Here is a 13,630-nt window from a genome sequence, read left to right as displayed (position 1 = left end):
TCATCCACGTCCGTACTCCTCGCTCGTAGCGGTGGGGTCGACCTCGCCCAGTGCCCGGCGCAGCTTCTTCCTGGCCCGGAAGACCCGTGAGCGCACCGTCCCCACGGCCACGCCGAGCGACCTGGCCGCGTCCTCGTAGCTGAACTCGCCCCACGCCACCAGCAGCAGCGCGTCCCGGTGCCCGGCGGGCAGGCCCGCGAGCGCGGCAGCCAGCCGGCCGCGCACCTCGGCGGCGGCCACCCGGCCCTCGACGCGATCGGTGAACGGCTCCACGACCGGGTCCGCCCCCGTACGGCTCAGGGCCCGGTAGAGGGAGATCTCGCTGCGGCGGTGCCTGCCGATGAGATTGGTGGCGATCCCGTACAGCCAGGGGCGCGCGTCGGCGCGGGTCAGGTCGTACGTGCCGCGCTGCCGGAAGGCGGCGGTGAACGTCTCCGCCACGACGTCCTCGGCCGCCTCGACGCCCAGCCGGCGGACCACGTACCGCTTGAGCGCGGGCGCGTGCCGGGTGAACAGGGCGGCGAACGCCTCGGGATCGTGCCGGGAGCGCGCGATCACCTCGGCGTCACCGGCCGTCCCGGGCTCGGCGAGCGGCGAGCGCTGTTGTCGCATCTCAAGGACCTTTCGGGGTGGGCACTGACATGAGTGATTGCCACCCCGCGCGGTCACGGTTCCCGCTTTTTCACGAAAAAGTACGGACGGCCTCCAGGCAGCGTTCCACCACCGGGCGCGGATCGAAGGCGTAGGACCCGTCGCCGAACAGCTCGAACGTCATCGCCCCGCCGTACCCCCGGCGGCCCAGCGCCTCCAGGTAGTCGCCCAGCGGCAGCTCCCCGTCACCCCAGGCCAGGTGCCCGGCGGGGCTCCCGTCGATCAGGTGCACGTGACGGACCCGGTCGCCGAGCGCGTCGAAGTAGTCGTCCACGCCCTCCCCCGCCGTCGCCATGCCGACGGTGTCGAGCACCGCTCCCAGGTTCGGCGCGCCGATCTCGTCCAGCATCCTGGCCAGCGTGCGGGAGTCGTTGACCAGGTTGGACTCCACCCGCTGGAGCGGTTCGAGCACGCACGTGACGCCCAGCGCGCCCGCGTAGGCGGCGATCTCGCCGACGGCGTCGACCGAGCGCCGCCAGGCGGCCTCGACCGGTTCGTCCTCGAACCCGCGCCCCGGCGTGAGCAGCAGCAGCTCGGCCCCGAGCTCCACGCACAGCTCGGCGGCGCGGCGGAACATCGCGACGCTCTCGGCCCGCAGCCAGGTCACCGGCGAGGCCACGTTGACCGGGTACATCACCTGCTCGGGGGTCAGGCAGCGCACCCGCAGCCCGCGCGATTCGGCCTGCCGCCGGATCGCCCGCGCCTCGGCGTCGCTCGCCCGGGGCACGTGCAGGTGCGGCGCGATCCCCCACAGCTCCAGCTCGGACCGACCGAGGTCGGCCGCGTCGTCGAGGAACCGCTCGAACGGCAGGTGCTGGTAGGAGAAGTTCGATCCGGTGATGTTCACGCTATTTCCCAATCCCGTCCGCCAGTCCTTTGACGATGTAACGCTGACCGAAAAGGAACAAGAGCACCACCGGCACCGCCGCGATGACCATCCCGGCGAACACGACGGGGAACTCGGTCCCGTGCTTGCTCATCAGGCTGGTCAGCCCGACAGGCAGCGTCTGCACGCCGCTGCCGCTGGTGAACACCATCGCGAACAGGTACTCGTTCCAGGTGAACAGGATCTGCAGCAGCACGACCGAGGTGATGATCGGCTTGCACATCGGCAGGATGATCCGCCAGAACGCGGTCCACCTCCCGGCCCCGTCCATCTCCGCCGCCTCGTCCACCTCGCGCGGCAGGTCGATCATGTACGCGCGGATGAGGAACGTCGTGAACGGGATCCGGAACGCCGTGTAGAGAATCAGCAGCGCCCAGAAGCTGTTGTAGAGCCCCATCGACTGGAACATCTTGACCAGCGGCACCAGCGCCACGGTCGGGGCCAGCATCAGCCCGCCGAGGATCAGCCCGGTGAACACCTTGTTGAGCGGGATGTCCACCCGGGTCAGCCCGTAGGCAGCCCAAGCGCTGACGAACACGGTGGCGACCGTCGAGGTCACGGTCACCAGCACGCTCGTGGTGAGGTAGCCGCTCACGCCCCGGTTCCACGCCTTGGCGTAGTTGGCGAAGCTCCAGTCCACCGGCAGCGCGAACGGGTCGCCGAACAGCTCGGCGTTGGTCTTGAACCCGTTGAGCACCATCCACAGCAGGGGATAGACCACGACCACCACGAGCGCGAGCAGGAACGCCCACGTGAAGACGCGCGCGAGCGCGCCCGCGAAGCTCAGCCGGCTCACCACTCCACCCTTCTCCTGCTGGTCACCCAGAGCTGCGCCAGCGCCACCGCGAGCGTGATCACGAACAGCACGGTCGCGATCGCCGCCGCGTAGCCGAAGTCGTTGCGCACGAAACCGCTGCGGTACAGCCACGTCCCCAGCACCTGGGTGGAGTTGTCCGGCCCGCCGCCGGTCATCACCATGACCTCGTTGAACACCTGGAACGCGCCCGAGATCGTGACCATGGTCATCAGCCCGGTCATCTCCCGCACCAGCGGCAGCGTCACGCTGAAGAAGCGGCGCACCGGCCCGGTCCCGTCGATGGCGGCGGCCCCGTAGATCTCCGACGGGATGCGCTGGATCGCCACCGCGAACAGCAGCGTCGAGTAGCCGAACCCCTGCCACTGGCTCATCGCGATGACGGCGAGCATGGCGGTGTCCTCCTGGCCGAGCCACGCCTGGGCCAGGTGGCCGAGCCCGGCCGCCTCCAGCGCGTGGTTGAGCACGCCGAGGTTGGGCTCGTACAGGAAGTAGAACAGCAGGCCCGCGACCGTCAGGGAGATCGCCGACGGGATGAAGTAGACCACCCGCAGGCCGCGCCGCCACCGCTCGGAGCGGACGCTCTCGATGAGCGCGGCCAGCACGAGCGCGCCGAACACCTGGACGGCGACGGAGATCGCCGCGTAGAGCAGGTTGTTGCCGAAGGAGGACCAGAAGACCGGGTCGCCGACGAGCTTGCGGTAGTTGTCCAGGCCGACGTATTCGCGGCTGCCGCTGTAGATGTCCCATTCCAGCGTGCTGAAGCCGAAGTTCTGCACCAGCGGCAGGTAGACGAACACGCCGACGAGGACGAGCGCGGGGACGACCCAGGTCAGGCGGATGATGGCGCGCACCGGCTCGCCTACCTGGCGGACGCCGAGGCCTGGCGCACGCTGTCGAGCACCTGCTCGGGAGTCTTGCCGCCGCTGATGAGCGCCTCGCCGCCCGACAGCCACGCGTCGGCGACCTCGGGCACGGTGACGGTGTCGAGCCAGATGGCCAGGCCGGACGCCTTGTTGACCAGGTCGATGCCCTCGTACACGGCCTTGCTGGAGGTCTCGGGGGTGACGGCTCCCACGACCGTGCTCGGCTGGCCGTACGGGGGCGCGGACAGGGTCTTGGCGTTGTCCGGGTTCGTCACGAACTTCATGAAGTCGACGGCCAGCGCGGCACGCGGCGAGGCGGCGTTGATCAGGTAGCCCTCGGGCGCGCCCTCGATCACCTTCGGGTCGCCGGCCGCGCCCTGGGGGACCGGCAGCGGGAAGATGCCGAAGTCGTCCGGCTTGACGACCTTGCCGGAGGTGGCGTTGTCGAACTCCAGGATCTCCTGGTAGTACATGGCCGCCTTGCCGTTGGAGAACGCCTCCTGCGCCGAGCTGTACAGCACGCCGTTGGTGCCCTCGCGGGTGTCGGTGCACTGGTCGACCAGCGTCTTGAACTGCTTGAGGGAGGCCACGTAGCCGGGGTGGTCGAGCTTGGCCGTCGCCGGGGCGAAGTCGGCGCGCAGCGTGTCGGGCGGCACGTTGTAGGCGAAGAGCTGCTGGAGGTAGTGCAGCGCGGGCCAGCCGTCCTTGTTGCCGAACGTGATCGGCTCGTAGCCGGCCTTCCGCAGCGTGGCGCAGCTCCCGATCAGCTCCTCGAACGTCTTCGGCACCTCGATGCCGGCCTTGGCGAAGGCGTCCTTGTTGTAGCCCATGAACTTGCCGTTGTTGTAGAGCGGGATGCCGTAGAACTTGCCGTCGTAGGCGAAGGCCGACAGTGACGCCTGGCTGAACGTCCTGCCCCAGGGGGTGTCCGGGCCGATCACCTTGGTGAGGTCGGCTGCCCGGCCGCCGCGCACGTAGTTCTCCGCCCAGTTGCCGGTCCAGGTGAAGAAGACGTCCGGCAGCGCGTTCGAGGCGGTGAGGGTCTTGAGCTTGTCCTTGATGCTCTGGTCGGTCTCCTGGATGAGCTCGACCTTCACCTCGGGGTGCGCGCGCTGATACTCGGCGGCGAGCTTCTCGAAGTAGGGGCTGAGCGGCTCCCCGGCGAACTTGGTGAGGACGCTCAGGGTGCCGGAGAACTCGGGCGTGGCGGTGACGTCGGCTGCCGGGGGAGCCTGGGCCGGCTCTCCTGCGCAGCCTGCGAGGGTGAGCACCGAGGTCCCGACGAGTGCCGCGAGCGTCGTCAGAGCGCGAGAGCGCATGGGCTTCCTTTCTCTCGGAGCTGGTGCCGAGCGACATTACAGCGATTCTGATACCGGTACCAGACCTGATTTCAAGATCTTCTGTTTGCCGACGTGTTGACGGGTTCAGTCGAGATATGCCACCGTGACCACCGCGTGATACCGGTATCAGGTTGAAAGGACGCGCAACATGCTCAAGTTCGATGAGCCGGAATTCGTCAAGCAGGCCGCCAGCGCCGTGGCCCTGCGCCCCAAGATCGAGGAGCTTGTCGATCGGCTGGTGGACGAGGGGTTCGACAACCTGCTGCTGGTCGGCGCCGGCGGCACCTACGCCCAGATGTGGCCGTACGAGCACCTGGCCCGGCGCACCTCGACGCTGGACGTGCGCTCGGCCATCGCGGCCGAGCTCGTCGTGACCGGCGACGCCAGGCTCGGCGAGCGCACCGTGGCCGTCTTCACCTCGGTCACCGGCACCACCGACGACGTGGTGCGGGCCATCGAGTTCTGCCGTGCCAAGGGCGCCCGCACGATCGGCTTCACCGGCTACGCCGACTCCCCCGTCGCCCAGCAGGTCGACGAGGCGCTGATCAGCGAGCCGAAGACGTGGCCGTTCGACTTCCAGATGCTGCTGTTCATGGGCCGCCTGCTGGAGCGCCGGGGCGAGTTCGACGGCTACGCCAAGCTCGCCGGCGAGCTGGCCGACATCCCGCGCGTCCTCGTCGAGGTGGCCAGGCAGGCCGAACCCGTGGCCGCCGCCTTCGCCGAGGCGCACCGCGACACCGACTACCACTTCCTCATCGGCGGCGGGAACCTGTGGGGGTTCACGTACCTGTACTCGATGTGCATCCTGGAGGAGATGCAGTGGCTGCGCACCACCCGCGTGCACAGCGCCGAGTTCTTCCACGGCTCCCTGGAGCTGCTCGAAGCCGGCACCAGCGTGCTGATCTTCCAGGGCGAGGACGAGTCGCGCCCGCTCACCGACCGGGCCATCGCCTTCGCCCGCCGCGTGTCGCAGGACGTCACCGTCTTCGACACCCGCGACTACCCGCTCGACGGCATCAGCCCCGAGTTCCGCGGCCTGCTCGGGCCGCTCGTCCTCGACACCGTGCTGAGCCGCGTCAGCAAGCACCTGGAGCGGGTCCGTGACCATTCGCTCGACCTGCGCCGCTATTACCGGGTGATGGACTACTGATGAAGGTGCTCGGCTTCGGCGACAACATCGTCGACCGGTTCCTCGACCGCGGCATCGACTATCCGGGCGGCAACAGCGTGAACGTGGCGGTGTTCGCCCGCCGCCTCGGCGTCGAAGCCGCGTACCTGGGAGTGTTCGGCGACGACGAGCTCGGGCCGTTCCTGCGCGAGTCGATCGCCGCCCAGGGCGTCGCCGTCGACCGGTGCGTGGTGCGGCCCGGCGAGACCGGCGTGTCACACCTGCGGGTCGACGACGGCGACCGCGTCTTCCTGGGCTGGAACGGCGGGGGAGTCACCGTGCGCGAACCGCTCGTCCTCGACGCCGGGCTCGTCGCGTACGCCTCCTCCTTCGATTTGGTCCACTCCAGCGTCTACTCGCGCAGCGAGAGCGAGCTGCCCAAGCTGCGCACCCGGGTCAGCTACGACCTGTCCAGCGAGGACGAGTTCCGCACCCCCGCCTACCTGGACCGGGTCTGCCCGCACGCCGACCTGGTGCTGCTGTCCTGCTCCCACCTGGACGTGCCCGCCACCGAGGCGCTGCTGGGGCAGGTCGTCCGGCGCGGCGCCGGGATCGCGCTGGCCACCCGCGGCGTCGAGGGCGCGATCGCGCACGACGGCGAGGTGACCGTGTCGGCCGGGGCGCTGCCCGTGGCCGAGCCGGTCGACACGATGGGCTGCGGCGACGCGTTCCTGGCCGGGTTCGCGGTCTCGCTGCTGCGCGCCGGCTGGCAGCGGGCGGCGCTGGAGCGGGCGCTGCGCGACGGCGCGACGGCCGCCTACGAGCAGTGCCTGGTCGAGGGCGCGTTCGGCGGCGGGCGGCCGATCTTGTCTAGAATCGAGAAATGAGGGACGGCATCCATGCCTGCTGATCGGGGGCAGGCGGCGGGCCAGCCGACGATCTCCGAGGTGGCCGCCGAGGCCGGCGTCGGCCGCGCCACGGCGGCGCGCACGCTCGGCGGCTATGGATACGTCAGCCCCGAGCTGCGCGAGCGGGTGCTCGCCGCCGCCGAGAAGCTGGGCTACCGCGCCAACAAGCTCGCGCGCAGCATGTCGACCGGGGTCAGCCACACGCTCGGCGTGATCGTCGCCGACATCGGCAACCCGTTCTTCGCCGGCGTGGTGCGCGGCATCTGCGACACCTCGCGGGCCCGGGGCTTCGACACGATCGTGCTGAGCACGTACGAGAAGCTCGAAGAGGAGGTCGCGGCCGTCAACGTGCTGCTCGACAAGCGGGTCGACGGCGTCATCCTGTCGTCGGCGGCGGTCGGCAAGGACGAGGTCGCGCACATCAGGGCGGCGACGCAGCGGGTGCCGGTCGTGCTGGTCGACCGCGCGGTGGCCGCGCTCGACCTCGACACCGTCGTCATCGACAACCGCGACGCCGCCCGGGAGGCCGTCGAGACCATCATCGCGGCGGGGCACCGGCGGATCGGGTTCGTGTGGGGGCCGCCGATGGCCCGGCCGCCCGCCACCCGGCGCGAGCTGCTGGCCGAGGCCGCGCGCAACCTGTGGACCGACGGCGAGCGGCTGCGCGGCTATCTCGACGCGCTCGACGACGCGCGCATCCCGTTCGATCCGGAGCTGGTGATGGTCGGGCGCAAGACCGAGGAGCAGGCGACCGAGGAGGTCGGCCGGATGCTCGCGATGCCCGACCGGCCCACCGCGCTGTTCTGCACCGAGACCGACGCGGTGACCGGCGCGCTGCGGGCGCTGCGCGCGGCCGGGCTGGCCTATCCGCGTGACGTGGCGCTGGTCGGGTTCGACGACAGCGCGTGGGCGGCGGTGATGGAGCCGCCGCTGACGATGATCGAGCAGCCGGTGCACGAGCTGGGGGCCAAGGCCGCCCAGGTGCTGCTCGACGCGCTGGAGGGCGCCGAACCGGCCCGTGAGACCCATACGTTGCGCTCCCGGCTGATCGCCCGCGCGTCCGTGTAAGGGTTATAGTCTCCCTATAACAGTTACAGGGAGGCGTTTCTTGCTGATACCCATCGCCGACTACGCCCACGGCGCAGCGGTGGCCAACGACCTCGTGTCGACCTCGCCCACCGTACGGGGCTCCGAGGGCCTGCCCACCGCGGAGGCGCTGGCCGAGTTCCTGGCCCGCCACGAGCTGCCGCTGTCCGGTGACGACCTGTTCGCGATCCACCTCTTCCGCCGGGAGGCGCGCGGCGTCCTGGAGACGGAGACCGAGGAGCACGCGGTCATGGGCGCCACCGTGCTGGCCCGCCGCGCCGGCCTCACCCCCGTGCTCGACCGCGACGCCGCCGGCCGCTGGCAGTGGTACGTGCCCACCGCCCCCGACGCCTCGCTCGCCGACACGCTGGCCACGGTGGTCGGCGTCGCGCTGCTCGGCGTCGTACGGGCCCTGGGCCACGAGCGCTTCCGCGCCTGCCTCGCGCCGGGCTGCCGGGGCGTGTTCGCCGACGTCAGCCGGGCCGGGCGGCGCCGCTACTGCACGCCCGAGCTGTGCGGCAACCGGCTCAACGTCGCCAACCACCGCGAGCGTCAGCGAGTCGGCTCATGACCCGGCTGGAAGGGGCGTTCCAACTGCCCGACGGCTCCTGGGTCCGGGGCCGCGGCCTGCGCAACCCGCTGCCGCCCGGCCCCGTGCCCGCCTACGGCCTCTACCTGGGCTCGGCCCGGATGCGCCGCGAGCACGACGCCGGCCTGACCTGGGCGCACGACTGGCTGGAATGGCCCGACTTCCTGCTGCCGCGCGACCGTGACGCGGCCGTCGAGCACATCCGCGCCCTGCACGGCCGGGCCCGCGCGGGCGAGGCCGTCGAGGTCGCCTGCGGAGGCGGCATCGGCCGCACCGGCACCGTCCTGGCCTGCCTCGCGGTGCTGTCCGGCCTCACCCCGCCCGAGGCCGTGCGCTGGACCCGCGAGCACCATCACCGGCGGGCGGTCGAGACGCCGTGGCAACGCCGCTGGATAGCCCGCTTCCCGCGCTGACGTTGACAATCAACGAGGTAAGCCTAACCTAATCTCCTGCCCCTTCTGCTGTAGGAGATCACGTGAGCAACCTCGTAGACCTGACCGCCTGGCCCCTCGTCAACGCCGGCCAGAACGGCAGGCTCACCGTCCAGGACGCCACCGAACTGGCCGACGCCCTGCGCACCACCCTCGACCGCGCCAAAGCCGAGAACCGGCAGTTCGCCATCGTGATGGACCAGCGCGAGCGCAGCGCCCCCGAGAAGGGCGCCACGGAGATCCTGCACGGCTTCTGGACCCAGCACGCCGAGGAGATCGCCGCCTGGTGCGCGGGCATGGCCAGCATCGTCGCCACCCCCTCGCTGGCCGACCTCGTCCAGAACCCCGGCCCGGGCGGCCTGGCCGTCCTCGGCACCGTCGACCCCGACGCCGCGGCCGCCTGGGCCCGGGACCGGCTCGCCCTCGCCGAAGCCTGAGCCCCGTCCCGTGGGCGGCATGGGCGGTATGTACGGCATGGACGCATTCCAAGATCGCCGTCTACACTGACGCTTGATCTGCAGCCACCGGCGTCCTCACGTTTCCCATGCAGGTCACGGAGGCTTCCCGCGCCTCCGACGCCACGTCCTCGCAGGAAGGTGCCCCGCGTGCCCAGCGATGTCTCCCCGGGGCTCAGCCCGTGCGCGCACACGCCGCAATGTCCTCCCCCGGCGAGCCTGCGGGCCCAGCCTGTGTCGGCCGCGTCGCCCTCATGGCGCAGGCAGGCGTCTTCCTCACCGCCGCCGGCAACCTGCTCAAGCAGTTCGCGGACGTCTGCAACAAGTACGAGGGCGACCTCAACGACCTGGAGGGGCTCTTCTACAAGATGGGCAACCCCGCGCTGGGAACCCGGGACCTGCACTTCGACCAGAGCGTCTCCGAGGTCGAGAACTGGCGGCCCGCCACCGCGGAGGGCGCCAAGTGAACGACGCGTCCGCCGGCGCCCTGCGCGAGCTGGAGCAGCGGCAGCTGACCGGCACCGACGACACGGGCCGGGTGACGGCCACGGTGACCGGCGCGCCTTCCACGACCGGGCCGCCCCCCGGCCGCCGGCATGAGGATCCGCCCCCGCACCCCCGCCGACCTCGATGCCTGCGTCGAGGCGCTCGCCCAGGTCCAGGCCGCCGACCGCTACCCCGTCGACTGGCCCGCCGACCCCGGCGCCTGGCTCACCCCGGCCGGCCTGACGTCCGCCTGGATCGCCGTCGACGTCGACGGCGCGGTGCACGGGCACGTCGGCCTGGGTGCGGACGCCGAGATCACCCGCCTGTTCGTCACCCCGGCGGCACGCGGCCAGGGCCTGGCCGCCCGGCTCCTCGACACCGTACGCGCCGCCGTACGGGCGCCACTGAAGCTGGAGGTCTCGGCCGAAGGGCAGGCCGCGATCGCCTTCTACGAGCGCACCGGCTGGCGCCGCGTCGCCACCACCCGCGCCGACTGGCTCGACAGCACCGGCGAACCCGCCGTCGTCCACCACTACGTCACCCCGTAGCTGTTTGCCGGGGTTTGGCCGCCGACGGGACCTGACTCGACCGCCCACCGGGAAGATCCTTCCCGAAGCGGGGGCGGCCCCGCCCGAGCCGGGGACGGTCAGCCAATGGCGCAGGTGTACATCGTGGGCGGCGGCATCGCCGGGCTGGCCGCCGCCGCCTTCCTCGTCCGGGACGCCGGCGTGCCCGGCGACTCCATCCGCATCCTCGAACAGCTCCCCATCACCGGCGGCTCCATGGACGGCGCCAAGGCCCCTATCGCCGAAGGCGGCTACGTCACGCGCGGCGGCCGCATGTTCGAAGAAGAGCACTACATCTGCCTGTGGAACCTGCTGGAAACCATCCCCACCCTCGACGACCCGGCCATCTCCGTCCGCCAGGAGATGAAGGCGTTCAACATCGAACACCCCACCAACGCCAAGGCCCGCATCATCCTGCGCGACCGCTCCATCCCCGACGCCTCCCGCCTCGGCCTCGACAACCGCGCCCGCCTGGACCTGACCCGCCTGCTCGCCCTGCCCGAACACGTCATCGGCGGCCGCCGCATCGACGACTTCTTCCAGCCGGAGTTCTTCGACAGCAACTTCTGGTGCATGTGGCGTACGACGTTCGCCTTCCAGAACTGGCACTCGGCGATCGAGCTCAAACGCTACTTCCTGGCCTTCGTCCAGGAATTCGACCGCATCCACACCCTCTCCGGCGTACGACGAAGCCGCTACAACCAGTACGACTCGATCATCCTGCCGATCCAACGCCGGCTGGAGACCCACGGCGTGACGACCGAGTTCGGCGTCACCGTCGACGACGCGCACTTCACCGACCCCGCCTGCCGCACCCTCGCCTCCCTCGACACCAGCGCCGGGCCGATCGACGTCGGCCCCGGCGACCGCGTGTTCCTCACCCTGGGCTCCATGACCGCCGACACCACGTACGGCGACCGCGACACCGTCCCCGAGCTGATCCGCGACAAACGCGACGGCTCCTGGCGGCTGTGGCAGTCGATCGCCCGCAAAGCCCCCGACTTCGGCCGCCCCGCCGTCTTCTGCGGCTCCATCCCCGAGACCAAATGGGAGTCCTTCACCCTCACCATGCACAGCCCCGCCCTGCTCGACCGCATCACCCAGTACACCGGCAACGTCCCCGGCGAAGGCGCCCTCATGACCTGGAAGGACTCCCGCTGGCTGCTGTCGATCGTCGTCCCGGCCCAGCCGCACTTCCGCAACCAGGACCCCGACACCTTCACCCTCTGGGGCTACGCGCTGTTCGGCGACGTGCCGGGCGACTACGTGGACAAGCCCATGGACGACTGCACCGGCGCCGAGATCCTCGACGAACTCCTCGGCCACCTCGGCTTCGACGACATCGCCGACCACGTCCGCGAAACCACGCAGATCACGACCGTGCAGATGCCATACATCGACGCCCAGTTCCAGCGCCGCGCCCCCGGCGACCGCCCCCGCGTCATCCCCAAGGGCGCCACGAACTACGCCTTCCTCGGCCAGTTCGTCGAGATCCCCGAGGACGTCGTCTTCACCGTCGAATACTCGGTGCGCTCCGCCATGATCGCCGTCTACCGGCACTACGGCGTCGAGAAGAAGATCCCGCCGATGTACCACGGCATGAACGACCCCCGCATCGCCGCCTCCGCCCTCCGCACCGCCCTCGGCTGACCCGTGGCGCCCGACCGGCTCCGGCAACGACAAAGGCCCGTCCGGATGATTCCGACGGGCCTTCTGGCTGGGTGGGGCTACCAGGACTTGAACCTGGGACCTCTTCCTTATCAGCCAAATGACCAGGCTTTCGGATCACGGCCGATGCGCGCCTGACCTGCGCTCGACCGTCCGCCAGTGTGCCAGGACGTGTCACGCCGTCCCTGCGGGTTGCTGTACTTCGCGGCTGTACGGCAAAGCGTCCAATGGGTGGCTGGGGGTGCGCCGAGAGTAGCGATGACCACCTCCACCAGAGGGTTGGACACCTGCTAGCGCTAGCGGCCTGCCCTGCTAGATCTAGCACCCCCACTAGGAGCTGTTTGTGGTTCGGATCTTGGCGGGTCTGACGGCGAGCTGGCTGTGACTGGTAGAACTCCGGTGTGGCGCGCTTCGATGTGACCGATGCTGAGTGGGCTTTGATCGAGCCGCATTTGCCGGTGGCGGCTACCGGGCCGCTGCCCCGGCGGGTGCGTGATCAGTTCAATGGAATCTTGTGGCGGTTTCGCACCGGGTCTGGCTGGCGTGACGTGCCGGAACGGTACGGGCCTTGGTCCACGCTCTACTCCCGGTTCAACGGCTGGGCCAAGGCTGGGGTGTTCCAGCATCTGATGGATGCGCTGATCGCCGAGGCCGCAGCGCGCGGGCAGGTGGGGCTGGAGCTGGTCAGCGTGGATTCCACGATCGTGCGGGCGCATCAGGAGTCGGCCGGGCTGGCGGTGGCCGGGGAGACCCTGGATGCGCTGGAGCAGGCACTGACGGAGGAAAAGGGGGCGCCGCTTGCGGAGCAACCGCCGGTGCTGCGAGTGATACGCCGCAGGTCACGCCCGACGCACCCGGCACGGACTTCGCGAACGACACGGGCCATACGTTCGCATCGTTAGCGTCGCCGGTGCGTGATCGCGGCGCCACCCGGCGGCGCCGCAAGGTCAGGGCGAAGGCTGCCGGGCTCGGCCGATCCCGAGGCGGGCTGAGTAGCAAGATCCATGCCGCGGTCGACGCCGCCGGGCTGCCGCTGGCCTTCGTGCTCACGCCTGGGCAGGCCGCCGACTGCCCGCGGTTCATCACCGTCCTGGACAAGATCCGCATCTGCGGTCCGGCCGGCCGGCCTCGCACCCGCCCTGCCGCGGTGGCTGCGGACAAGGCGTACTCCTCCAAGGCCAACCGTTCCTATCTGCGCCGTCGCCGGATCACCGCGATCATCCCGGAGAAGAGTGATCAGCAGGCCAACCGGAAGAGGAAGGGTTCGGCCGGCGGACGGCCCGTCAGCTACGATCCCGGCCGCTACCGGCAGCGCAACACTGTCGAACGCTGTTTCCAGAAGATCAAGACGTGGCGTGGTCTGGCTACCCGCTATGACAAAGCCCCAGAGAACTACGAGGCTGGGCTCCTTCTTCGAGGCTCGATCATGTGGTTGAAGGTCCTCACCTGAACCACATGATCCGAACCCCAAACAGCTCCTAGCAGCCATTTCTACGGCCCACCTGCGGACTAGCGCCTAGCGGCATGCGCGCCCAACCCCCTTGGACGCCCTCACTGGGCCATCACGCCCCCTGAGTGGACCTGCTAGCCTCCTCCGGCTGGTAGCGCGGAGTTGACCCCCGGATTGCTGGAGGCCGCCAGCTGGCCAGCCGACAAGGCGGCCGGCTTCCATCTCTTCGCTCTGGTCGCGGGGGGGGGGCCCGGGGCGCCGGCGCGGCCCCCCAAAAAAGCGCAATAAAACCAGTATAACCCCCAGTCGCCGGGAGGGGGGGTAGC

Annotated in this window: 15 protein-coding genes and 1 pseudogene; 11 read left to right on the top strand and 5 right to left on the bottom strand. The window is 70.2% G+C overall.

Annotation, left to right across the window (positions count from 1 at the left end; genetic code table 11):
* From AB0G11_RS00080 to AB0G11_RS00060, 5 genes are all read right to left on the bottom strand, one after another.
* Complete coding sequence (locus tag AB0G11_RS00080) at window positions 1-612, bottom strand: RNA polymerase sigma factor (RefSeq protein ID WP_219504320.1); 612 nt, start codon at window positions 610-612, stop codon at window positions 1-3.
* Window positions 613-682: 70 nt separating this feature from the next.
* Window positions 683-1,498: a TIM barrel protein gene (locus AB0G11_RS00075; protein ID WP_357582887.1), complete on the bottom strand. Its 816-nt coding sequence runs from the start codon at window positions 1,496-1,498 to the stop codon at window positions 683-685.
* Window position 1,499: 1 nt separating this feature from the next.
* On the bottom strand, window positions 1,500-2,333 hold the full coding sequence (locus tag AB0G11_RS00070) for a carbohydrate ABC transporter permease (protein ID WP_357582885.1): 834 nt from the start codon (window positions 2,331-2,333) through the stop codon (window positions 1,500-1,502).
* Window positions 2,330-3,205: a sugar ABC transporter permease gene (locus AB0G11_RS00065; protein WP_357582883.1), complete on the bottom strand. Its 876-nt coding sequence runs from the start codon at window positions 3,203-3,205 to the stop codon at window positions 2,330-2,332. Before AB0G11_RS00065 ends, AB0G11_RS00070 begins: the two co-directional genes overlap by 4 nt.
* An 8-nt stretch (window positions 3,206-3,213) precedes the next feature.
* Window positions 3,214-4,536, bottom strand: coding sequence for an ABC transporter substrate-binding protein (locus AB0G11_RS00060; protein WP_357582881.1), 1,323 nt, complete (start codon window positions 4,534-4,536; stop codon window positions 3,214-3,216).
* Window positions 4,537-4,705: 169 nt separating this feature from the next.
* Here AB0G11_RS00060 and AB0G11_RS00055 point away from each other — a divergent pair, with 169 nt between their 5' ends.
* The 11 genes and pseudogenes from AB0G11_RS00055 to AB0G11_RS00005 all read left to right on the top strand — a co-directional run.
* Window positions 4,706-5,707 (top strand): SIS domain-containing protein, encoded by a 1,002-nt coding sequence (locus AB0G11_RS00055; protein WP_357582879.1) that lies wholly within the window; start codon window positions 4,706-4,708, stop codon window positions 5,705-5,707.
* Window positions 5,707-6,552 carry a PfkB family carbohydrate kinase gene (locus AB0G11_RS00050; RefSeq protein WP_357582877.1) on the top strand — a complete coding sequence of 282 codons (846 nt, stop codon included), beginning with the start codon at window positions 5,707-5,709 and terminating at the stop codon, window positions 6,550-6,552. Before AB0G11_RS00055 ends, AB0G11_RS00050 begins: the two co-directional genes overlap by 1 nt.
* 12 nt (window positions 6,553-6,564) lie before the next feature.
* Window positions 6,565-7,641 carry a LacI family DNA-binding transcriptional regulator gene (locus tag AB0G11_RS00045; RefSeq protein WP_357582875.1) on the top strand — a complete coding sequence of 359 codons (1,077 nt, stop codon included), beginning with the start codon at window positions 6,565-6,567 and terminating at the stop codon, window positions 7,639-7,641.
* Between the two features lie 40 nt (window positions 7,642-7,681).
* Window positions 7,682-8,230 carry a CGNR zinc finger domain-containing protein gene (locus tag AB0G11_RS00040; RefSeq protein ID WP_357582873.1) on the top strand — a complete coding sequence of 183 codons (549 nt, stop codon included), beginning with the start codon at window positions 7,682-7,684 and terminating at the stop codon, window positions 8,228-8,230.
* Window positions 8,227-8,661 (top strand): protein-tyrosine phosphatase family protein, encoded by a 435-nt coding sequence (locus AB0G11_RS00035; RefSeq protein WP_219504332.1) that lies wholly within the window; start codon window positions 8,227-8,229, stop codon window positions 8,659-8,661. Before AB0G11_RS00040 ends, AB0G11_RS00035 begins: the two co-directional genes overlap by 4 nt.
* 62 nt (window positions 8,662-8,723) lie before the next feature.
* Entirely contained in the window at window positions 8,724-9,116 is a 393-nt protein-coding gene (locus tag AB0G11_RS00030) for a hypothetical protein (RefSeq protein ID WP_357582871.1), read from the top strand.
* Window positions 9,117-9,388: 272 nt separating this feature from the next.
* Window positions 9,389-9,601 carry a hypothetical protein gene (locus AB0G11_RS00025; RefSeq protein ID WP_357582869.1) on the top strand — a complete coding sequence of 71 codons (213 nt, stop codon included), beginning with the start codon at window positions 9,389-9,391 and terminating at the stop codon, window positions 9,599-9,601.
* 129 nt (window positions 9,602-9,730) lie between these two features.
* A complete protein-coding gene (locus tag AB0G11_RS00020) occupies window positions 9,731-10,168 on the top strand; it encodes a GNAT family N-acetyltransferase (RefSeq protein ID WP_357582867.1) in 438 nt (145 codons plus the stop codon).
* A gap of 105 nt (window positions 10,169-10,273) precedes the next feature.
* Window positions 10,274-11,836 carry an oleate hydratase gene (locus tag AB0G11_RS00015; protein ID WP_357582865.1) on the top strand — a complete coding sequence of 521 codons (1,563 nt, stop codon included), beginning with the start codon at window positions 10,274-10,276 and terminating at the stop codon, window positions 11,834-11,836.
* A 419-nt stretch (window positions 11,837-12,255) separates the two neighbouring features.
* Window positions 12,256-12,756, top strand: a complete 501-nt coding sequence (locus AB0G11_RS00010) for an IS5 family transposase (RefSeq protein ID WP_357582863.1) — start codon at window positions 12,256-12,258, stop codon at window positions 12,754-12,756.
* Between the two features lie 14 nt (window positions 12,757-12,770).
* A pseudogene (locus tag AB0G11_RS00005) lies at window positions 12,771-13,304 on the top strand (IS5 family transposase); the annotation flags it as partial.
* Between the last annotated feature and the right edge of the window lie 326 nt (window positions 13,305-13,630).

Origin of the sequence: Nonomuraea sp. NPDC023979 (genome assembly GCF_040639085.1) — a bacterium.
GTDB lineage: Bacteria > Actinomycetota > Actinomycetes > Streptosporangiales > Streptosporangiaceae > Nonomuraea > Nonomuraea ceibae.
The sequence above is the reverse complement of the archived record's forward strand: the minus strand, read 5'-3'. Positions and strand labels throughout refer to the sequence as shown.

Excerpts from the sequence above, each read along its gene's own strand:
- AB0G11_RS00055 (WP_357582879.1), top strand. The coding sequence starts at position 4,706 with ATGCTCAAGTTCGATGAGCCGGAATTCGTCAAGCAGGCCGCCAGCGCC.
- AB0G11_RS00045 (WP_357582875.1), top strand. The coding sequence starts at position 6,565 with ATGCCTGCTGATCGGGGGCAGGCGGCGGGCCAGCCGACGATCTCCGAG.
- AB0G11_RS00050 (WP_357582877.1), top strand. The coding sequence starts at position 5,707 with ATGAAGGTGCTCGGCTTCGGCGACAACATCGTCGACCGGTTCCTCGAC.
- AB0G11_RS00025 (WP_357582869.1), top strand. The coding sequence starts at position 9,389 with ATGGCGCAGGCAGGCGTCTTCCTCACCGCCGCCGGCAACCTGCTCAAG.
- AB0G11_RS00080 (WP_219504320.1), bottom strand. The coding sequence starts at position 612 with ATGCGACAACAGCGCTCGCCGCTCGCCGAGCCCGGGACGGCCGGTGAC.
- AB0G11_RS00020 (WP_357582867.1), top strand. The coding sequence starts at position 9,731 with ATGAGGATCCGCCCCCGCACCCCCGCCGACCTCGATGCCTGCGTCGAG.
- AB0G11_RS00035 (WP_219504332.1), top strand. The coding sequence starts at position 8,227 with ATGACCCGGCTGGAAGGGGCGTTCCAACTGCCCGACGGCTCCTGGGTC.
- AB0G11_RS00015 (WP_357582865.1), top strand. The coding sequence starts at position 10,274 with ATGGCGCAGGTGTACATCGTGGGCGGCGGCATCGCCGGGCTGGCCGCC.
- AB0G11_RS00060 (WP_357582881.1), bottom strand. The coding sequence starts at position 4,536 with ATGCGCTCTCGCGCTCTGACGACGCTCGCGGCACTCGTCGGGACCTCG.